Consider the following 18,518-nt stretch of genomic DNA (forward strand, 5'->3'; position numbering starts at 1 on the left):
GAACTGGGCAAGATCAATAGGATGCACGGCGGCAGCAGGGAGTGGGGGTTGGTGTGTTTGGCGACTGCCAATTTACCCACTTCCCTGACTGTCAACTCGCTCTTCCCCCAGACTCCGCGAAGAACCAAAAAAAAGCCCGCCATAAAGGCGGGCCACAAACCGTCCAGCTAAAACGTCAGTCGTCGCCGCTTACCCCATCCTCGATGGCGATGCCTTGCTCGCGCATCTGCTTGATCAGGCCCGCACGGGTGTCGGGGAGGTTAAGCAGGGCGACGCCGCGGACTTTCGCGACTTCCGCCTCGGTGTAGGGCTGGTAGTTGTCCGGCATGCTCTTGCCGGCCATGCCGTCCTTGCGCAGCAGCCAGTTCAGCAGGTCGGCCAGTTGGGCGTTGTTAAGTGCCGACTGGGACATGCCCGGCACGCGCACGAGGAATTCGCGGCCGCCGTCCACCTTGAGGAAGTTGCCGACGAAGTCCTTCATCTTCGGCGTGTCGTTGGCCTTTGATCCTGTGCCGTCGCCCAGGTGGCAGCCGGCGCATTGCAGCTGGTAGTTCACCGGGGTGCTGTAGCCGGCCTTGGCGATGGGCTTCTGCAGCTCCTCATTGCCCGGAGCGTGCTTCTGGTTCGGGTCCGGAATGGCGCGGGCCATGGCCGTAGGAGCTGCCATGGCGCACATCAGACCGGCGATCAACAGGTAACGCATGGCAGCCCTCCAGCGGGTCAGATCGCGACGCCGCGGATGATGGAGACGGTGCAGTGGTAGATGTGCGACTTGGCCGCCAGGCACCAGTTGACGTCGTTGTTGTTGAACGGACGGTACATCGGTTCCTCGCTGTCGTTGCGGGTACAGGCGCACTGGGCGCAGCTGTGCTTACCGCAGCAGTCGTTGTAGGAAATGATGTAGTCCTTGCCGTCGGCCGGGTTGCGGCAGGTGCCGATCCAGGTCACCTGGGACGCCTCGGTGCCCGGCGGGCAGGAGGTCACCGAGCCGCCGCAGCAGCTGCACAGGAAGCCGTCGATGGAGCAGTAGCGCCAGTAGTCGCAGCTGTTGGGGTCACCCGGATCGCCGGCCTTCGGGGCCTCGGCGGCCAGGGCCTTGCTGGTCCGGTCGATGGGCAGCAGCACCGGCAGGGCGGCGCCGGCGACCATCAGCGAGCCGAGGCGGGCCAGCAGTTTACGCCGCGAGGTGGTGTCGGCGACGTGGCGCGTGGAGCGCTCGAACAAGCGGTCTAGCAATTTCATGGAGAGCTCCCTTCCTTAGTGGTTGTGCGCGCCGTGGGCGTGCGAATGGTTGTGCAGGTACTGCTGCAGGGTGGCGCTGCCCAGGTGTTCGGCCTCGAACAGGCTGTCCAGGTGCTCGCGGGAGTTCACCAGGCCCTTGGAGCGCAGCACACCGGCCTTGTCGATCAGCGCGGCATAGGGGAGCTTGCCGATCTGGTAGGTCATGCCGACTTCCGGGCCGACCACGTAGGTGGCGTCTTCCAGCTTGTGCTCGGCGATCAGTGCCTGCTGGGCGTCCATGTCGCCGTCGCTGACGTAGACCACTTCGAGGCGGTCGGCCTGGTCCTTGGCGATGGACTTGATGGCCGGCAGCAAGGATTTGCAGATGGGGCAGGTGGGCGAGAGGAAGAACAGCAGCTGGGCCTTCTCGCCGGCATAGCCGAAGTTGACCGGGCGGCCGTTACGGTCGGCAGCGGTGACTTTCGGCGCGGGTTCGTTGACGGATACGCCTTTGTCGACCATCAGCGCGCCGGCGGGGGCCAGACGGCCGTGGAGTACGCCGATCTGGCGAACGAGGCCCATGACGGCGAAGGCCAGGGCGATCAAGAGGCACCAGAGCAGGACGTTGGAAACGATCAGGGCTTCCATAATTCACCTTCCAATAAGTTTGAGCAGACGGGGGCTGTTGGCCATCAGGCCATCAGCGGCGGCATAGATGAGCAGGGCCACGGCGGCGGCGGCGATCACGACGAAACTGTCGAACACGCCCAGCTCGCGGCTGTGTGGGGCGAGGCTGGCGACCAGCGCCAGGCTTACCAGTACGGCATTGCGCGCCAGCAGCACCGGGCGGATCGGCTGGGCCTGTTCAGGCCCTGCGCAACCGCAGTCGATGTCGCGGCGGCCACGCCACAGGTTAATGGCGATGGCCGCGGCGTAGCCGGCCAGCAGCGCGGCGGCGGCCAGCGCGGCGGCGTGGCGGCTGGCGGGCACCAGCAGGGCGAAGGCCACCGCCACTTCGATGAAGGGCAGTACCCTTGATACCGGGCGCACCAGGCCGCGTGGCAGCAACTGGTAGTCCTCCACCTGGTTGGCGAAGCGCGCCGGCGCACGCAACTTGTGGGTCGCCGCGCTGGCCAGGATCACCGCGACCGCGAGGGCGGCGGCGATGACGAATATGGGATCAGGTTGCATGGCTGCACCTCGTCAGTGGCTGAGGACCTGGATCGGCGTCTTGGCGATGTGTTCCATGGTGCCGGTGTGCTTGCCGCTGGTCAGGTCGAAGACTTCCAGGCCGCCGGCGATGTTGGTGCCCAGCAGCAGGGGTTTGTCATCGGTGGTGGCGTGCAGGCTCCAGATCGGGTTCGGCGCTTCCAGGGTGCCGATGCGCTTGTGGGTCTTGAGGTCGTAGACCCAGACGATGGGGCTCGGGTCTTCCCACTTCATCGGCTCATGGGCGTCGTGCATCAGCACGTAGAGACGGTTCAGCTTCGGCGCCACGGTGATCAGCTGCCAGCCGCCCGGAGCCCAGCCGGCCTTCTTCTCGGCGGCGTCGCTCACCAGTTCCCAGGCTTCGAGGACCTTCGGCTGCTTGCCGGAGAAGTCCACGCCGCGCACGGTGCCGGTGGTGGTGACGAAGTAGTAGGTGTCACCCACGGCATAGGCGCGTTCCACCAGCTTCTCGGCGTTGGGGTCGAAGAAGGCGGTGTGGGTACGGGCGATTTCCTTGCCCTCGTCGTTCAGCGTCACCAGTTGCAGGCTGCCGTCGCCGCACAGGGAGGCGAAGGCGCGCTTGCCTACCGGGTAGTTCAGCACGCAGCCGGGGATGGCGAGTTCGGCGGTAACGGCCTTGGCCTTGGTGTCGACCACGGTCACCGAAGTGGACGGGGTGAAGTTGTAGACGTAGACGAAGCGGTCATCCGAACTGGTGCCCAGGGCGTAGCGCTGGGTCAGGGTCTCGGCGCGCTTGGTGGGGATCAGCACTTCCCAGGAGGGGGAGAGGGTGCTGGTGTCCCAGGCGGTCAGCACGTCGGTGCGGGTACCGCGGGTGCCACGGGAGTAGAACAGGTCGGCGGTGAACAGCGTCTTGCCGTCGCGGCTCAGGGTCGAGGGCGCGGCGAAGCCGGTGGGCACCATGCCGAGCATCTTCTTCTTCTCCGGATCGACTACGGTCACGCGGCCGGCGACGAAGTTCTCGAACTCCACGTCGACGATGTAGGCGCGGTGCGGTTCCGGCGGGAAGGGCAAGGTGGTCTGGCCGATGCCTTGATCGGCTGGCAACTCGGCACTGGCGTGGCCGAGGCCGATGAGCGAGACGCCCAGGGCCAGCGTTGATTGAGCGAGGATCCTGGTTATTCGCATAGGGGCGGCTCCCTGAATTATTGGACTTTTATTGCGGGTGCAGGGCAGTAGTCTGCAGTCCTAGTCTGCCGCCGGACGCCAGAGGGGAGCTTGTTGTCCGTGCCAACCCCTTGTGTGCCTGTGCCACAAGTTGTGGCTGACTGCCAGGTACCCGGAACCCGCCAGAAAGCATAGCCCCGCCTGGCACTGGCCTCTGTCGGGATGCCGGCTGGCATGGAGGAGGAAGGTCAGCGCATTCGCAATGGGGGGACGCGGGGAAGGGGATCGGCTCTGGTGTGGAGTGGGTATCGCAGTTCGTAGGAGGGCGCGAGGTACGAAACCCATCGACAGTTGATGGGTTTCGCTGCGCTCTACGCCATCCTACGGGGCGGCACAGGTCGATCAGGTCCCGGACTTCAGCTTGGTCCAGGCCCGGGTGCGGGCGCGTTCGGCGTTGCGCTCCAGCGGCACCAGGGTGAAGAGGGTGGCCTGGGCTTGCGGCGTGGGATAGAGGTTGGGGTTATTGCGGATTTCCGGGTTCACCAGGGCGGTAGCGTCCTTGTTCGGGTTGGGGTAGCCGACGAAGTCGCTGACCGGGGCGATCACCTGCGGCTGCAGCAGGTAGTTGATGAAGGCGTGGGCGTCTTCGTTGTTCTTCGCGCTTTTCGGAATCGCCAGCATGTCGAACCACACCGGCGCGCCTTCCTTGGGCAGACGCATGTCGACCACCACGCCGTTGTTTGCTTCCTTGGCACGATTCGCCGCCTGGGAGAAGCTGCCGGAATAACCCACGGCCACGCAGATGTCGCCGTTGGCGATGTCGGCCATGTACTTGGAGGAGTGGAAGTAGGCGACGTTGGGGCGAATCTTCTGCAGCAGTTCGCCGGCCTTCTCGTAATCCTTGGGCGAATTGCTGTTGGGCGGCAGGCCAAGGTAGTGCAGGGCGATGGGCATGATCTCCGATGGTGAATCCAGCAGCGCCACGCCGCACTGTTTCAGCTTGGCGATGTTCTCCTCCTTGAAAATCAGGTCCCAGCTGTCGAGCGGGGCGTGATCACCCAGGGCGGCCTTGACCTTGGCCGGATTGAAGCCGATCAGCACGGTGCCGTACATGTAGGGCACGGCGAAGCGGTTACCCGGATCGTTGGCTTCGATCAGCTTCATGAGCTGCGGGTCCAGATGGCTCCAGTTGGGCAGCTTGCTGCGATCCAGCGGCTGGAACACGTCGGCCTGGATCTGCTTGGCAAGGAAGACGTTGGACGGCACCACCACGTCGTAGCCGGAGTTGCCGGTAAGCAGCTTGGCTTCCAGGGCCTCGTTGGTGTCGAAGATGTCGTAGATCAGCTTGGCGCCATTCTCCTTCTTGAAGTTGTCCAGGGTCTGCGGGGTGATGTAGTCGAACCAGTTGTACACGCGCAGGGTGCGTTCTTCAGCCAGGGCGCTGGTGGCGAGCAGGCCGCACAAGGCGGCGCCCAGCAGGCGGGGGAGTCTGTGCTTGATCAATTGCGGCAACCTTTGGATGTGATTTTTTGAGTCGCCGGCCGATAACTATCGGCAAGTCGGCAATATCTCCAAAGCAAATGCCGCGCCAATCTTTAAAAATGCCGATATATGTCGATTTAAAGTGGGTCCGCCGGGCTGTACGCAGGGGAGGGGATTACCGGGCGTAACGGTACATGGCACCCGGCTACCCACCTGGATGCACCGAATGTGTGCCCTGCAGTAGCCCGGATGCGATCCGGGGAAGCATCGGTGATGCCATCCAAGTCACTTGTGGGAGCTCATTGATTGGCGATTGAAATCGCTCCCGCCAGGATTAATCGGAAAGCGCCACTACTGCGTCCTTGGCGCCCATGCGTTGCGCCAGCAGCAGCGGGGTCACGCCATCGGCGTCGCGAGCCTGGGGATTGGCGCCGCGGGCCACCAGCAGACGGATCACCTCCACCCGGTTGAACATGGCCGCCATCATCAGTGCGGTCTTGCCGTCCGGGGTGGCGCCTTCCACGTCCGCGCCGAATTCCAGCAGCAATTCGATCATGGCCAGGTCGCCCTTGAAGGCGGCACCGGCGATGGGGCTCTGGCCGGCGCTGTTGCGCAGGTTGGCGTCACCGCCGTGCTGCAGCAGCAGGCGGGTCGTGTCGAGGTGGCCGTGGTAGCTGGCCAGCATCACCAGGCTGTCGCCCTTGTGCGAGCGGATATTGGCCGGCAGGCCCTGGGCCAGCAGTTGGCCAAGGCGTTCGCTGTTGCCCGAGCGGGCGAGGTCGAGGACCTCCTGGGCGAAGGCGAGGGTTTCATCATCCAGTTGTGGCTTCTGTTCCGTCATGTCAGCTCCCTTGTTCGGCTGGAAAACATGCCCTGCATGATAGGCATCGGCACCGCGAGAGTTGAGCCAAGAGAATCTATCGGGGGCATTGCCGCATTCAGCTGGCGCTGACCCGCACCAGCTGCCAGGCGGCGAAACCCAGCAGGACCACCCCGGCCGTGCGGTCGATCCATTGCATGGCGCGGGCGTCCAGGCGGTGGCGAACGGTGGCCACACCCAGGCTCAAGGCCAGCCACCAGAGGGCCGAGCCGCAGAATACGCCGAGGACCATCACCAGGCCGGACGTGGCCGACAGGGTTTCTCCGCTGGACAGGGTGGCGAAGATGGCGATGAAGGAAAGGATGGTCAGCGGGTTGCTCAGGGTCAGCAGGAACACCGACACGAAGGCCGGCAACGCCCGTGCCGGATCCCCGGCCCCGGCAGCGTGTTCGGACGGGGTGGCACGCAGCATCTTCAGGCCCATCCAGGCCAGGAACAGGGCGCCGGCCAGGGCGAGCGGGGTGGCCAGCGTCACGAAGCTGTGGGTGAGGGCGCCGATGCCGAAGGCGCCCAGTGCGCCGTAGCAGGCATCCGCCGCCGCCGCGCCCAGCCCGCTGATGAAGCCGATGCGCGCGCCATGGCCGAGGCTGCGCTGGATGCACAGCAAACCGATGGGCCCAACCGGGGCGGCGATGGACAGGCCGATAAGGACGGACTTGAGAAACAGCAGGGCTTCCATGCGGGGCTCCGGCGGCAATGGACATGGCCGACATTCTGCGCTGCACTGCTTCGGGCTTGAATGCAGGAACTACGGTTGTTTCCAGTCGGTGGCTGAAAAACTAACGAAATATCCGCGGGAGGCCTGAGATACATGGAACTGGATGCGAAGTCCTGGAAAATCCTGCAAACGGTGCAGGCCGAAGGCCGGATTTCCCTCACTGATCTGGCGGCGCGGGTGGCGCTGTCCCTGCCGGCGACGTCCGAGCGCCTGAAGCGCCTGGAAGAGGCCGGGGTGATCGAGGCATATCGCGCCGTGGTGTCGGCGGAGGAAGCCGGCTACGGGGTGATGGCGCTGATCGGCATGACCACCCCGCAGCCTGACAAGGCCCGTCTGATCGCCCAGTTGCAGCAGATGCCCGAGGTACTGGAGTGCCTCCACGTCACGGGCCAGGATTCCTTCATCCTGCGGGTGGTCACCCGCGATATCCGTCACCTTGAGCGCTTCGTCGGCAGCATCAACCACTTTGGCGAGACCCGCACCTCCATCGTCATGTCGGCGCCGATTCCGCTGCGTGGGCTGGAGCCGCCTCGCGACTGAGTTCAGGCGGAGCAGCGCAGCGCCTTGATGCCGTGCCGGGAGCGGGGCGCCAGCCTGAGTCGATGACCGGGGGCGATGCACAAGGTGCGAGGCTGGGTTAGATTCATACTCCCCGGAGTAATTGGCAGAAGAGGCAAGCAATGACCAACCAAGCGGTGGCCGCGCACCAGGATGCCATGCTCAAGCGTCTCGCCCGTATCGAAGGGCAGATTCGTGGCCTGCAGGCGATGATCCGCCGCGGTGATGACTGCGAGGCCATCGCCCAGCAGTTCAGCGCCTCGCGCAAGGCACTCGACCGCGCCTACCAGCAGATGCTGATGTGCCTGCTGGAAGACGCCATGCTCGACCCTGAGCAGGATGCCGGCGACACCCTCGGGCGTGTTCGCGCCATCTTCACCAAGTACACCTGAGCCGGGGCCGGCGCGGTGGAAATCCCGGTGAGGGATTTCCACCATCGGTGTCTTGCATGTCTTCGCTGGTGGATAGAAAAGCGCTATCCCCCCTACACGGCTGAGTGACTCGCGCGGCTGGATCATATACCCCTGGGAGTATATGATCGCGGCATTCGATTTCCCGTGGCCGCCGAGGCCAGGAGCCCCCGATGAGTATCGACTGGCCTGCCTTCACCCCATTGAGCGCCCTGGCCGGTGGCGCGCTGATCGGTCTGTCCGCCAGCCTCTTCATCCTCGCCAATGGTCGTATCGCCGGCATCAGCGGCCTTTTTGGCAGCCTGTTGCAGCGGGAGGGCGATGGCCTGGATGAGAAGGCTTTGTTTCTCCTGGGGCTGTTGCTGTCCCCCTTGCTCTGGATGGCCGTGGTCGGCGCGCCGCAAGTCAGGATTGAGACGGGCTGGCCGGCGTTGCTGGTCGCCGGCCTGCTGGTGGGTGTCGGTACCCGCTATGGCTCCGGCTGCACCAGTGGCCACGGCGTATGCGGGCTGGCTCGCCTGTCGCCGCGCTCGCTGGTGGCGACCCTGGCCTTCATGGCGACGGGGTTTCTCACCGCCTATGTGCTGCGGCACCTGATCGGGGGCGGCCAGTGAGCAGGCTCAGTGCATTTCTCGCCGGCCTGGTCTTTGGCCTGGGGCTGCTGCTGGCCGGAATGGCCGACCCCGCCAAGGTCCTTGCATTCCTCGATCTGGCCGGCGCCTGGGACCCTTCCCTGGCCCTGGTGATGGCCGGTGCCATAGCCGTGGCGCTGCCGGCCTTCACCCTGGCCAGGCGCTTGCCGGACTCCTGGCTGGGGCAGCCCGTCCGCTTGCCGGCAAGGCAGCCGCCTGACCGGCGATTGCTGGCCGGCAGCTTGCTGTTCGGTGTGGGCTGGGGCATTGCCGGAATCTGCCCGGGGCCGGCCCTGGTCCTGCTGCTGACCGGCCATTGGCAAGCCTGGCTGTTCGTCCTGGCCATGGCTGCCGGCATGTTCCTCTACGCAGTCCTGGAAGGTCGGTACAGGCGTTGACCTTGAATCTAAGCTGAAGAAACCAGGATTGGAGTGCGTCTTATGAACCCGCGCGTGGAAGCCTTCTTCGACCCGGCCACCTGTTCCTACAGTTACGTCGTCAGCGACCCGGAAGGCCTCCGCTGCGCCATCATCGACCCGGTACTGGATTATTGCGCCGCCAGCGGCCGTACCTCCTATACCGGGGCCGAGCGCATCGCCAGCCATGTGCGGATGCACGGCCTGGTGGTCGACTGGCTGCTGGAAACCCATGTCCATGCCGACCACCTGTCCGCTGCCGCCTGGCTCAAGCGTGAACTGGGTGGGCAGCTGGCCATTGGTGGCCTGATCACCCAGGTACAGGAGCGCTTTGGCGAGCTGTTCAATGCCGGCCAGGACTTCGCCACCGACGGTCGCCAGTTCGACCGGCTGCTGCACGACGGTGACCGCCTGGCGATCGGCAACCTGGAATTGCGCGCCCTCCACACGCCGGGCCACACACCGGCCTGCATGACCTATCTGGTAGGAGATGCCGCCTTCATCGGCGACACCCTGTTCATGCCTGACTACGGCACTGCCCGCTGCGACTTTCCCGGCGGCGACGCCCGTTCCCTGTATCGCTCCACCCGGCGCCTGTTCGAACTGCCGGACGCCACGCGCCTGTTCCTCTGCCACGACTACAAGGCGCCGGGGCGCGACGAGTACCGCTACGAGACCACGGTGGCCGAACAGCGCGCACGCAATGTCCATGCCCACGAGGGCGTCGACGAAGAGTCCTTCGTCGCCATGCGCATGGCTCGCGACGCCACGTTGGCGATGCCGGCGCTGATCCTGCCGGCGGTGCAGGTGAACATGCGTGCCGGGCAGTTGCCGCCGGCCGAAGCCAATGGCATCCGCTATCTGAAGATTCCGCTGGACGCCCTCTGAGGCTCCCGCTTGCGCACCGCCACAACGTCGATCAGGCCGAATCCTTGCATGCCGAGGGTCATGTCGTCCGGGGGCTGAAGGGCGGTTATAGGCCGATGGAAGGCGTGGGCTTCTTCGGGGAGGGACATAACCTTTCCGATACGACCTACGTCGCCACCACCGGGGGTGATCTCCAACGCCCCGATGCCCGGCGGCTCCGCGCGGGAGAGCTGCAGCCGATGACCAGCCGTGTCCCTCGTAGCAATGGCCGGCGTGCCCTGAGGTGGCCTCTGGTGGGCGCTTGCCTCTGGTTGTTCCTGTTGACCCTGTTCGGCACCGAGGTGGCCAGTGAGGAAGGGGCCGGGTTGGAGCATTCGTCCGACGAGGGGAGGGGCCAGGGTGCCATTACGGGACAAACGGACCGGGGACGGCGCGACAGGGGTTTATAATGGCGCTGTAATACTTTCCAGAGTCCAAGCACCCCCGCCCTCCTGCTGTATGCGCTCGTGCCAACTCTGGCCCGCGGTGGGGCCGGCAGCTTCCTGACCGGATGCCTGTCCCGCACACCCACCGAAGGAGAGAGGCGGCTCGCCCGGTCCACTCCGACACGGCCAGCGATCCCGTATCATTTCAAGCCCTTACGCTCCTCGGGCCACCTGGCCAGCCAGCCCTTGCGACAAGGGATCATGGACTACCCCTCTCTCCGCGCAGCGGCCACCCGCCTTTCCATGCTGCGGGTGCCTGAAAGGAGGTACATACATGAAAAGAACACTAGCCCTATCCATCCCCGTGCTGCTGCTCGCCGGAGCACTGGCTTCCACCGCCTTGGCCGTCGACCCCTTGTTGATGCCCGCGCCCCTGGCCGTCAATACCCTGGTGCAGTTCAAGGGTGGAATAGGCGTCATCCCGGTTTCCAGCGGTCAAGGTCTTGAGGCCATCGCGACCGTGGTCAACCGCAACATCGTGCGTGATGTGCAGCCCGCCGGGCAGATCTGGGTGATCCGCAAGTTCGATGCGCTGGTTGGCGTGGATGGCAGCATCCACGCTGTCGGACGCGGCCTGATACTTGGCGGTGGCAACAACATTGGCAGGGCAGCCGGACAGTCGGTTTTCGCCAGCCTGATCTGCGGTGCCGTGGCGCCCTTCACGACAAGCGACAGCAACCTGGCTGGCGTGCCGCTGACCGACGAAGGCGACTTCGTGATCAACGACGTGCTGACGCCGACCCCGCCAACCCCCTGCGACGCCCCTGTTCTGCTGATCCGCAATGCCGCCAATGGCGGCTGGTTCGCTGCGGGTATCCCGCGGGCCAATGTCGTTCCGGCTGAACCGGCAGTCGAACCGCCGGTGGACGAGGTGCCACCGGCAGCACCGGCCATGCCTTGAAGTCGTGACCTGATCTCCCACCTTCCCTTGGAGGGGAGGGTGGGGAAGAGGGTTGTCGCTGCAGTCCAGGGAATGGCGCAATCTCCCTCCAGGCCGAATGCCGGCCATTGCCGTTCGCACGACCAGCGGCCCATCCGGGCTGGTCAGCCGGCTATACTCGCCGCAATTTCCCTATCCCATGCAAGAGGAGGGTGCCGTGGACTACCTCGGCGCTTTACTGGCCATTTCCGGCGTGCTGGTTCTGAGTGTCGTCAGCCCGGGTCCGAATTTCGCCATCGTCACCTCCACCGCGACCCTGCGCTCCCGCCGCGCCGGCGTGGCCACGGGGCTTGGCCTGGCCGCTGCTTCCGCCACCTGGGCGCTGCTGGCCGTGGCCGGCCTGGGGTTGATCCTTATGCAGGTGGAATGGCTCTACCTGGGCATCAAGCTGGCCGGCGCCGCCTACCTGATCTGGATCGGCTTGCGGATGATCCTCGGTGCGCGCAAGCCGCCGGCCGCCACCCCCGACATGCTCGAATCCAGCGCCTTTGCCGCGGCGCGCAAGGGTTACCTGGTCAGCATGACCAACCCCAAGGCGCTGGCCTTCTACGGCAGCATCTTCGCCGTGATGGTCCCGACCCATGCTCCGGTGTGGTTCTACGCCGCCATTGTCGTCATCGCCGCGGCGGTCTCCGGGCTCTGGTACTGCGGCATGGCGGTGCTCTTCTCCAGCCCCGCCGTGCGCGGTGGCTTCCTGCGTTTCAAGACGGTCTTCGAGAGCCTGATGGGCGTGGTCCTGGTGGGGCTGGGCGGCAGGTTGTTGCTGGCTCGCTGAGATTATCTCCCTCGCCTTTCAGGGAGAGGGCCGGGGCATCAGCATGCTGATCGAACGGTTGCGCACCACTTTCCTGTAGGGGCGAATTCATTCGCCAAGGGCGGCGGAGCCGCCCCCTGGAGGTCATGGGGCGAACCTGCGGTTCGCTTGGCGAATGAATTCGCCCCTACAGGCCTTCTACAGGAAGATTCATGCTGGCTACGTAGTATTACGTAGTCGTGTTTCGTAGTTGTGCGAATGTCTCCGCGGGCGCTGGGCGCCGATAGTGTTGGCTGCCCTTATCCGGGCATAAACAACAACAAAAGTTGCCGCAGGTAACCCCCGGCGGCAGGAGACAATTCAATGACCCAACTGGCTACCCGAATTGCCTGGTTCGCCGTTGCCCTGCTGGGCGCATTCGCGCTGGGTACAGTGGCGCTGCGCCGTGGCGAAGCCATCAACGCCCTCTGGATCGTTACTGCTGCAACTGCGATCTACCTCGTTGCCTACCGTTACTACAGCCTGTTCATCGCCAACAAGGTGATGCAGCTGGACCCCACCCGTGCAACACCTGCTGTGCTGAATAACGACGGCCTGGACTACGTCCCGACCAACAAGCACATCCTCTTCGGTCACCACTTCGCCGCCATCGCCGGCGCCGGCCCGCTGGTGGGCCCGGTGCTCGCCGCGCAGATGGGCTACCTGCCCGGCACCCTCTGGCTGATCGCCGGTGTGGTCCTGGCCGGTGCGGTGCAGGACTTCATGGTGCTGTTCCTCTCCACCCGGCGCAACGGCCGCTCGCTGGGGGACATGGTCCGCGAGGAGATGGGCCGAATTCCGGGCACCATCGCGCTGTTCGGCTGCTTCCTGATCATGATCATCATCCTCGCCGTGCTGGCGCTGATCGTGGTGAAAGCCCTGGCCGAAAGCCCCTGGGGCATGTTCACCGTGATGGCGACCATCCCGATCGCGGTGTTCATGGGCGTGTACATGCGCTACATCCGCCCGGGCCGCATCGGCGAGATTTCCATCATCGGCGTGGTGCTGCTGCTGGCCTCCATCTGGCTCGGCGGCGTAGTGGCCGCCGACCCGGTCTGGGGCCCGGCCTTCACCTTCACCGGCGTGCAGATCACCTGGATGCTGATCGGCTACGGCTTCGTCGCCGCGGTGCTGCCGGTGTGGCTGATCCTCGCGCCGCGTGACTACCTGTCGACCTTCCTGAAGATCGGTACCATCGTCGGCCTGGCCATCGGCATCCTGGTCATCGCGCCCGAGCTGAAAATGCCGGCGCTGACCCAGTTCGTCGACGGCACCGGCCCGGTGTGGAAGGGCACCCTGTTCCCCTTCCTGTTCATCACCATCGCCTGTGGCGCGGTGTCCGGCTTCCACGCGCTGATCAGCTCCGGCACCACGCCCAAGCTGCTAGCCAACGAGAGCCACGCCCGCTACATCGGCTACGGCGGCATGCTGATGGAGTCCTTCGTCGCCATCATGGCCATGGTCGCCGCCTCGGTGATCGAGCCGGGCGTGTACTTCGCCATGAACAGCCCGGCCGCGCTGGTGGGCAGCGACGTCAATGCCGTCGCTGCCACCGTCAGCAGCTGGGGCTTCGCCATCACCCCGGAAGTGCTGCAGCAGACCGCCACCGATATCGGCGAACACAGCATCCTGGCCCGCGCCGGTGGTGCGCCGACCCTGGCCGTGGGCATCGCGCAGATCCTCCACCAGGTGCTGCCGGGTGAGAACACCATGGCCTTCTGGTACCACTTCGCGATCCTCTTCGAGGCGCTGTTCATCCTCACCGCGGTGGACGCCGGTACCCGTGCCGGTCGCTTCATGCTGCAGGACCTGCTGGGCAACTTCGTCCCGGCCCTGAAGAAGACCGACTCCTGGACCGCCAACGTCATCGGCACCGCCGGCTGCGTGGCACTCTGGGGCTGGCTGCTGTACCAGGGCGTGATCGATCCGCTGGGTGGCATCAACACCCTGTGGCCGCTGTTCGGCATCTCCAACCAGATGCTGGCGGGCATTGCCCTGATGCTGGGCTGCGTGGTGCTGATCAAGATGAAGCGCCAGCGCTATGTCTGGGTCACCCTGGTGCCGGCCGTGTGGCTGCTGATCTGCACCACCACCGCGGGCCTGATCAAACTGCTCGACCCGAACCCGGCCGTCGGCTTCCTGGCCCTGGCCAAGAAGTACAGCGATGCCGCAGCCGCCGGGCAGATCCTGGCGCCGGCCAAGGACATGGGCCAGATGCAGCATGTGATCTTCAACGCCTACACCAACTCGACCCTGACCGTGCTGTTCCTCTTCGTGGTGCTGAGCGTCCTGTTCTACGCCATCAAGGTGGGCCGCAGCGCCTGGATGAAGTCCGAGCGCAGCGACAAGGAATCGCCCTTCCAGCCGATTCCGGACGCTTGAGGAGTACCTGCGCATGTTCAATGACCTGAGCCGCATGGGTAAGTACCTCGGGCAGGCCGCCCGCATGCTGGTGGGCATGCCCGACTACGACAATTACGTCGAGCACATGCGCAGCAAGCACCCGGACAAGCCGGTAATGACCTACGATGAGTTCTTCCGCGAGCGGCAGGACGCCCGCTACGGCGGCGGCAAGGGACGCCCGATCCGCTGCTGCTGAACTCATTCCTGCGGTAACCTGAGCGCCACGCCTGTCGTGGCGCTCCTGTTTCCGGCTGCCGTAGGGTGGACATCGCTTTTCATGTCCACCATTCGTGGCCTGGCCGAGCTCCGCCGGTGGACCGATGAAGCGTGGTCCACCCTACGTTCGAATTTCGAGGATTACCTTGATGTCTGCCCATCTCCCCATTCCGGTCACCGTGCTCAGCGGCTTTCTCGGTGCCGGCAAGACCACCCTGCTGAAACATATCCTCAAGGCCGAGCACGGCCTGAAGATCGCCGTGATCGAGAACGAATTCAGCGAGACCCCCATCGACGGCCAGTTGCTCGGCGATGAGCCGGTGCAGGTGGTGACCCTGGCCAATGGCTGCGTCTGCTGTTCCATCCATGTGGAGCTGGAGAAGGCGCTGTTCCTCCTGCTGGAGCGCCTGGACGCCGGCGAGCTGGCCTTCGACCGCGTGGTGATCGAATGCACGGGCCTGGCCGACCCGGCACCGGTGGCGCAGACCTTCTTCGCCGACGAGGAGCTTTGCGAGCGCTATGTGCTGGACGGCATCATCACCCTGGTGGATGCGGTGAACGCCGAACGCCACCTGCAGGAAACCATCGCCCAGGCCCAGGTGGGGTTTGCCGATCGCATCCTGGTGAGCAAGCGCGACCTGGTGGACGAGGCGCATTTCGACGCCCTCTGCCAACGCCTGCAACGCATCAACCGCCGCGCGCCGATCCGCGTGGTGGACCACGGCCGTATCGACCTGGCCGAGCTGCTGGACGTGCGCGGCTTCAACCTCAACGCCGATGTCGGCCCGACGCTGAGCCTGCGCCCGCTGGCCCCGGCCGGCACGCCCGACCGCATCGGCACACTGGTGCTGAAAAGCGACCGCCCGTTGGACATGGACAGGCTCAGCAGCTTCATGGAAGGGCTGCTGGAGGAACACGGCAATTCCCTGTTGCGCTACAAGGGCGTGCTTTGCGTCGATGGCGAGCCCCGCCGCCTGGTGTTCCAGGGCGTGCTGCGGCTCTACGGCTTCGACTGGGACAGCGAATGGGCGGCTGGCGAAGCGCGGGAGAGCGTGATGGTCTTCATCGGCGACCAGTTGCCGGAGGAGAAGATCCGCGCGGGGTTCGAAGCGGCGCAGGTGTGAGACGGCGCAATCGCGAATGAATTCGCTCACAACTGTGCTGGTCGTTTTTCTGGCGCTTCGGCTGCGGGGGGCGGCAGAGCCAGTAGGGGCGAATTTATTCGCCAAGGGCGGCGAAGCCGCCCCATGAGGCCTTGCAGGCCGAACCTGCGGTCCGGTTGGCGAATGAATTCGCCCCCACAAGAAAGGCCATTCGTGCCAGAACGAGAAAGCCCGCCGGATGGCGGGCTTCTTCGTCCGGAAACGCTTACCAGAGCGGCACGACGTAGCTGAGGATCAGGCGATTCTCGTCAATGTCGTTGGTGAAGTTGGAGCGCACCGTGGCGTTGCGCCACTTGATGCCGAAGTTCTTCAGCGCGCCTTCCTGGAACACGTAGGCGATGTCGGTGTTGCGTTCCCATTCCTTGCCGTCGGAGAGGGTGGCGCCACGGTCGACGTTGTCGCCGGACAGGTAGCGGGTCATGAAGGTCAGGCCGGGAATGCCGAGGCTGGCGAAGTTGTAGTCGTAGCGGGCCTGCCAGGATTTCTCGTCCTTGTTGGCGAAGTCGCCGATCTGCACATAGTTGACCAGGAAGGGGTCGGTGCCGTTGATGTAGGCGAAGCCGGTGTCGCCGCTCATGCTCTGGTAGCCCAGGCCCAGGGCGTGGCCGCCGAGGGCATAGGTGAACATGGCGCCGAACGCCTTGTTGTCGACGTTGCTGGTGCCCTCGTCGGTGGAGCGGGCGAAGCGCAGGTCGCTCTTGAAGGACTGCTTGTCGCCCAGCGGCAGCAGGTGTACGGCGCTGAAATAGTGCTGCTTGTAGAACTCGTCCAGTTCACCGTAGTGGTAGCCGGTGGTGAGGCTGTCGTTCCACTTGTAGCTGGCACCGGCGAAGTTGAACGCGTCGCTGGTGGTGCCGCGGCGGAAGGTGATGCCGCGGGCGCCGCCGTTGGCGATGGTCATGTCCTCGTAATCGGAGGAGTCGCGCTGGTTGACCTCCTTGAGCTGGCCGGCGTCGAAGGTCAGGCCCGCGAGCTCCATGGAGTTGAGGTGACCGCCCTGGAAGGTCTGCGGCAGCAGGCGCGAGTCGTTGTACTGGACGACCGGGAGCTTGGGCAGCAGGGTGCCGACCTTGAGCACGCTTTTCGAGGCGCGCAGCTTGGCGGTGAGGCCGAGCTCGCCGTATTCGTCCTGGGCGCGGCCGGTCTCGCGGTCACGCTTCAGCAGGCCGGTATTACTGCGGTCGGGGCTGGAGTCGAGCTTGACGCCGAGCAGGCCGAGGGCATCGACGCCCACGCCGACGGAGCCTTCGGTGAAGCCGGACTCGTAGCGCAGGAGGAAGCCCTGGGCCCATTCCTCGGCCTTGGCCTGCGGTGCGTTGTCCTGACGGAAGTCGCGGTTGAAGTAGAAGTTGCGCAGTTCCAGGCTGGCCTTGCTGTCCTTGACGAACTCGGCCTGGGCGGGTGAAGCCGCACCAAGGGCGGTGCCGGTCAGCAGGAGCAGGGAAGAATAGAGACGGGTATGACGGGGCATGTTCATATCTCTTGTTATTGTGGAAGCGGGTGAGCTGGCGAGCCGCAGCAGGGGCCAGCACAGCCGCGCAACTATTCACGGGCGAGCCGCCCATTGATATGCGCTGTTCTACCGACACCGGATGCGTAGAACTACCGAGCTCCGGCTCGGCCGCGCGATGAAGTGAGTGACCATGCAACTCAAGTACAAGATCGTGACGCTCAGCGTCCTGCCGCTCATCGTTTCCGTGCTCTTCATCTGCGTCCTGGTCTTCGCCCAGAGCCAGAAGCTGGAAGAAGAGCAGGCAAGGCTGGTGGAGAGCAGCATCATGGCCGCCAAGAAGGCCGAGCTGAAGAACTACCTGCAACTGGCCCTGAGCCTGATCTCGCCGCTATACCAGAGCGGTCGCGACGACGAAGAAGCCCGGCAGCAGGCGTTGCGCATGCTGTCGCGGGCGAGTTTCGGCCTGGATGGCTACTTCTTCGTCTACGACCGCCACGGCAAGAACCTGATGCACCCCCGGCAAGCGAACCTGGTGGGCAAGGAACTCATCGGCATGAAGGACAAGAACGGCCTGCCGGTGATCCAGGCGCTGCTGGAGAGCGCCCAGCGGGGCGACGGCTACCAGCTCTACACCTGGGAGAAACCGTCCTCGGGGCAGGTGACCGAAAAGCTCTCCTACGTGGTGATGCTGGACCGCTGGGGCTGGATGCTCGGTACCGGCATCTATATCGACGACGTCGAGGTGGCCACCCTCAAGTCCCGCCAGGAAGTGGCCTCAGGGGTGCTGACCACGGTGCTGGCGATCGCCTCCTTTTCACTGATTGCGGTGCTGGTGGTGTTCACCGGCGGGCTGATGCTGAATTTCACCGAGCATCGCCTTGCCGACCGCAAGCTCTCCGCCCTCAACCAGCGCATCGTCCACCTGCAGGAAGAAGAGCGTTCGCGGGTTTCCCGCGAGCTGCACGACGGCATCAGCCAGCAATTGGTGTCCATCAAGTTCCAGTTCGAGCTGGCCAGCCTGGAGCTGGAGAACGGGCAGGGCAGGGGGCTGGACAACCTGCGCGCGGGCACCGCACGCCTGGGCGAGGCCATCGGTGAAGTCCGGCGCATCTCCCACGACCTGCGGCCGTCGCTGCTGGACACCCTTGGCCTGTCGCCGGCCATCGACCAGCTGGTGCGCGAGTTCGAGCAGCGCACCTCGATCCGTACCCAGTACGAGCGCGAGTTGGACGACGCACAGGTCGACAAGGATGTATCCGTCACACTGTTCCGCATCATCCAGGAGGCATTGGCCAACATCGAGCGCCATTCCCGGGCCAGCGCCGCTATAATTTCGCTCACCACATCGAAGCGCGCCATCGCCCTGCGGGTGGAAGACAACGGGGTGGGATTCGACCCCGGCCTGATGGACAGAAGCCAGGGAATCGGCTTGCGCAACATCAGGGAGCGGGTCGACCACCATCGTGGGACCTTCGCCGTTTCCTCCTATCACGGCCGCACGGAGCTACAGGTCGAGATACCCGTGCAAAGAGCTTGATCGGCTC

20 protein-coding genes are annotated in these 18,518 nt (G+C 64.9%); 11 read left to right on the forward strand and 9 right to left on the reverse strand.

The genetic code is table 11. The features are described 5' to 3' along the window. Nucleotides 1-175: 175 nt before the first annotated feature. The 8 genes from ACFW0H_RS28385 to ACFW0H_RS28420 form a co-directional block, all read right to left on the reverse strand. A complete protein-coding gene (locus ACFW0H_RS28385; protein WP_422917186.1) occupies nucleotides 176-703 on the reverse strand; it encodes a cytochrome C in 528 nt (175 codons plus the stop codon). A 17-nt stretch (nucleotides 704-720) separates the two neighbouring features. Continuing rightward, nucleotides 721-1,242: a methylamine dehydrogenase light chain gene (locus tag ACFW0H_RS28390; RefSeq protein WP_069084045.1), complete on the reverse strand. Its 522-nt coding sequence runs from the start codon at nucleotides 1,240-1,242 to the stop codon at nucleotides 721-723. Nucleotides 1,243-1,257: 15 nt separating this feature from the next. Continuing rightward, entirely contained in the window at nucleotides 1,258-1,869 is a 612-nt protein-coding gene (gene mauD, locus ACFW0H_RS28395) for a methylamine dehydrogenase accessory protein MauD (protein ID WP_044874235.1), read from the reverse strand. A 3-nt stretch (nucleotides 1,870-1,872) separates the two neighbouring features. Continuing rightward, on the reverse strand, nucleotides 1,873-2,412 hold the full coding sequence (locus tag ACFW0H_RS28400) for a MauE/DoxX family redox-associated membrane protein (RefSeq protein ID WP_422917187.1): 540 nt from the start codon (nucleotides 2,410-2,412) through the stop codon (nucleotides 1,873-1,875). 12 nt (nucleotides 2,413-2,424) lie between these two features. Beyond that, entirely contained in the window at nucleotides 2,425-3,579 is a 1,155-nt protein-coding gene (locus ACFW0H_RS28405) for an amine dehydrogenase large subunit (protein WP_422917188.1), read from the reverse strand. Between the two features lie 381 nt (nucleotides 3,580-3,960). Beyond that, nucleotides 3,961-5,061 carry a polyamine ABC transporter substrate-binding protein gene (locus ACFW0H_RS28410; RefSeq protein WP_422917189.1) on the reverse strand — a complete coding sequence of 367 codons (1,101 nt, stop codon included), beginning with the start codon at nucleotides 5,059-5,061 and terminating at the stop codon, nucleotides 3,961-3,963. A 313-nt stretch (nucleotides 5,062-5,374) separates the two neighbouring features. Then, the gene (locus ACFW0H_RS28415) at nucleotides 5,375-5,881 is read right to left on the reverse strand and encodes an ankyrin repeat domain-containing protein (protein ID WP_422917190.1); all 507 of its coding nucleotides are present in this window, start codon (nucleotides 5,879-5,881) and stop codon (nucleotides 5,375-5,377) included. 97 nt (nucleotides 5,882-5,978) lie between these two features. Continuing rightward, nucleotides 5,979-6,599 carry a LysE family translocator gene (locus tag ACFW0H_RS28420; RefSeq protein WP_422917191.1) on the reverse strand — a complete coding sequence of 207 codons (621 nt, stop codon included), beginning with the start codon at nucleotides 6,597-6,599 and terminating at the stop codon, nucleotides 5,979-5,981. A 132-nt stretch (nucleotides 6,600-6,731) separates the two neighbouring features. On the opposite strand from ACFW0H_RS28420, the gene ACFW0H_RS28425 reads away from it, so the two are divergent. From ACFW0H_RS28425 to yjiA, 10 genes are all read left to right on the forward strand, one after another. Beyond that, the gene (locus ACFW0H_RS28425) at nucleotides 6,732-7,178 is read left to right on the forward strand and encodes an Lrp/AsnC family transcriptional regulator (RefSeq protein WP_422917192.1); all 447 of its coding nucleotides are present in this window, start codon (nucleotides 6,732-6,734) and stop codon (nucleotides 7,176-7,178) included. Between the two features lie 140 nt (nucleotides 7,179-7,318). After that, on the forward strand, nucleotides 7,319-7,588 hold the full coding sequence (locus ACFW0H_RS28430; protein ID WP_422917193.1) for a metal-sensing transcriptional repressor: 270 nt from the start codon (nucleotides 7,319-7,321) through the stop codon (nucleotides 7,586-7,588). A gap of 191 nt (nucleotides 7,589-7,779) precedes the next feature. Continuing rightward, nucleotides 7,780-8,220, forward strand: coding sequence for a YeeE/YedE family protein (locus ACFW0H_RS28435; protein WP_422917194.1), 441 nt, complete (start codon nucleotides 7,780-7,782; stop codon nucleotides 8,218-8,220). After that, the gene (locus ACFW0H_RS28440; protein WP_422917195.1) at nucleotides 8,217-8,636 is read left to right on the forward strand and encodes a DUF6691 family protein; all 420 of its coding nucleotides are present in this window, start codon (nucleotides 8,217-8,219) and stop codon (nucleotides 8,634-8,636) included. The genes ACFW0H_RS28435 and ACFW0H_RS28440 overlap by 4 nt, the downstream gene beginning before the upstream one ends. A 42-nt stretch (nucleotides 8,637-8,678) precedes the next feature. Further along, on the forward strand, nucleotides 8,679-9,542 hold the full coding sequence (locus ACFW0H_RS28445; RefSeq protein ID WP_422917196.1) for an MBL fold metallo-hydrolase: 864 nt from the start codon (nucleotides 8,679-8,681) through the stop codon (nucleotides 9,540-9,542). A 738-nt stretch (nucleotides 9,543-10,280) separates the two neighbouring features. Then, complete coding sequence (locus ACFW0H_RS28450) at nucleotides 10,281-10,907, forward strand: hypothetical protein (protein ID WP_422917197.1); 627 nt, start codon at nucleotides 10,281-10,283, stop codon at nucleotides 10,905-10,907. Nucleotides 10,908-11,103: 196 nt separating this feature from the next. Then, complete coding sequence (locus ACFW0H_RS28455; RefSeq protein ID WP_422917198.1) at nucleotides 11,104-11,721, forward strand: LysE family transporter; 618 nt, start codon at nucleotides 11,104-11,106, stop codon at nucleotides 11,719-11,721. 342 nt (nucleotides 11,722-12,063) lie between these two features. After that, nucleotides 12,064-14,121, forward strand: a complete 2,058-nt coding sequence (locus ACFW0H_RS28460) for a carbon starvation CstA family protein (RefSeq protein WP_422917199.1) — start codon at nucleotides 12,064-12,066, stop codon at nucleotides 14,119-14,121. 13 nt (nucleotides 14,122-14,134) lie between these two features. Further along, entirely contained in the window at nucleotides 14,135-14,338 is a 204-nt protein-coding gene (locus ACFW0H_RS28465) for a YbdD/YjiX family protein (protein ID WP_422917200.1), read from the forward strand. 169 nt (nucleotides 14,339-14,507) lie between these two features. After that, complete coding sequence (gene yjiA / locus ACFW0H_RS28470) at nucleotides 14,508-15,482, forward strand: GTPase (RefSeq protein WP_422917201.1); 975 nt, start codon at nucleotides 14,508-14,510, stop codon at nucleotides 15,480-15,482. 244 nt (nucleotides 15,483-15,726) lie between these two features. On the opposite strand, the gene ACFW0H_RS28475 is transcribed toward yjiA, so the two are convergent. Continuing rightward, on the reverse strand, nucleotides 15,727-16,992 hold the full coding sequence (locus ACFW0H_RS28475) for an OprD family porin (RefSeq protein ID WP_422917202.1): 1,266 nt from the start codon (nucleotides 16,990-16,992) through the stop codon (nucleotides 15,727-15,729). Nucleotides 16,993-17,164: 172 nt separating this feature from the next. Between ACFW0H_RS28475 and ACFW0H_RS28480 the strand changes: the two genes are divergently transcribed. After that, nucleotides 17,165-18,511 (forward strand): cache domain-containing protein, encoded by a 1,347-nt coding sequence (locus ACFW0H_RS28480; RefSeq protein WP_422917203.1) that lies wholly within the window; start codon nucleotides 17,165-17,167, stop codon nucleotides 18,509-18,511. The last annotated feature ends 7 nt before the right edge of the window (nucleotides 18,512-18,518 follow it).

It is taken from the genome of Metapseudomonas cellulosilytica (assembly GCF_049334135.1).
GTDB lineage: Bacteria > Pseudomonadota > Gammaproteobacteria > Pseudomonadales > Pseudomonadaceae > Metapseudomonas.

What these genes read in the sequence shown, in the direction of transcription:
- ACFW0H_RS28405 (WP_422917188.1), bottom strand. Translation starts at nt 3,579, where the DNA reads ATGCGAATAACCAGGATCCTCGCTCAATCAACGCTGGCCCTGGGCGTC.
- ACFW0H_RS28460 (WP_422917199.1), top strand. Translation starts at nt 12,064, where the DNA reads ATGACCCAACTGGCTACCCGAATTGCCTGGTTCGCCGTTGCCCTGCTG.
- ACFW0H_RS28480 (WP_422917203.1), top strand. Translation starts at nt 17,165, where the DNA reads ATGCAACTCAAGTACAAGATCGTGACGCTCAGCGTCCTGCCGCTCATC.
- ACFW0H_RS28425 (WP_422917192.1), top strand. Translation starts at nt 6,732, where the DNA reads ATGGAACTGGATGCGAAGTCCTGGAAAATCCTGCAAACGGTGCAGGCC.
- yjiA (WP_422917201.1), top strand. Translation starts at nt 14,508, where the DNA reads ATGTCTGCCCATCTCCCCATTCCGGTCACCGTGCTCAGCGGCTTTCTC.
- ACFW0H_RS28465 (WP_422917200.1), top strand. Translation starts at nt 14,135, where the DNA reads ATGTTCAATGACCTGAGCCGCATGGGTAAGTACCTCGGGCAGGCCGCC.
- ACFW0H_RS28475 (WP_422917202.1), bottom strand. Translation starts at nt 16,992, where the DNA reads ATGCCCCGTCATACCCGTCTCTATTCTTCCCTGCTCCTGCTGACCGGC.
- ACFW0H_RS28390 (WP_069084045.1), bottom strand. Translation starts at nt 1,242, where the DNA reads ATGAAATTGCTAGACCGCTTGTTCGAGCGCTCCACGCGCCACGTCGCC.
- ACFW0H_RS28415 (WP_422917190.1), bottom strand. Translation starts at nt 5,881, where the DNA reads ATGACGGAACAGAAGCCACAACTGGATGATGAAACCCTCGCCTTCGCC.
- ACFW0H_RS28420 (WP_422917191.1), bottom strand. Translation starts at nt 6,599, where the DNA reads ATGGAAGCCCTGCTGTTTCTCAAGTCCGTCCTTATCGGCCTGTCCATC.
- ACFW0H_RS28445 (WP_422917196.1), top strand. Translation starts at nt 8,679, where the DNA reads ATGAACCCGCGCGTGGAAGCCTTCTTCGACCCGGCCACCTGTTCCTAC.
- ACFW0H_RS28385 (WP_422917186.1), bottom strand. Translation starts at nt 703, where the DNA reads ATGCGTTACCTGTTGATCGCCGGTCTGATGTGCGCCATGGCAGCTCCT.
- ACFW0H_RS28450 (WP_422917197.1), top strand. Translation starts at nt 10,281, where the DNA reads ATGAAAAGAACACTAGCCCTATCCATCCCCGTGCTGCTGCTCGCCGGA.
- ACFW0H_RS28400 (WP_422917187.1), bottom strand. Translation starts at nt 2,412, where the DNA reads ATGCAACCTGATCCCATATTCGTCATCGCCGCCGCCCTCGCGGTCGCG.
- mauD (WP_044874235.1), bottom strand. Translation starts at nt 1,869, where the DNA reads ATGGAAGCCCTGATCGTTTCCAACGTCCTGCTCTGGTGCCTCTTGATC.
- ACFW0H_RS28435 (WP_422917194.1), top strand. Translation starts at nt 7,780, where the DNA reads ATGAGTATCGACTGGCCTGCCTTCACCCCATTGAGCGCCCTGGCCGGT.
- ACFW0H_RS28430 (WP_422917193.1), top strand. Translation starts at nt 7,319, where the DNA reads ATGACCAACCAAGCGGTGGCCGCGCACCAGGATGCCATGCTCAAGCGT.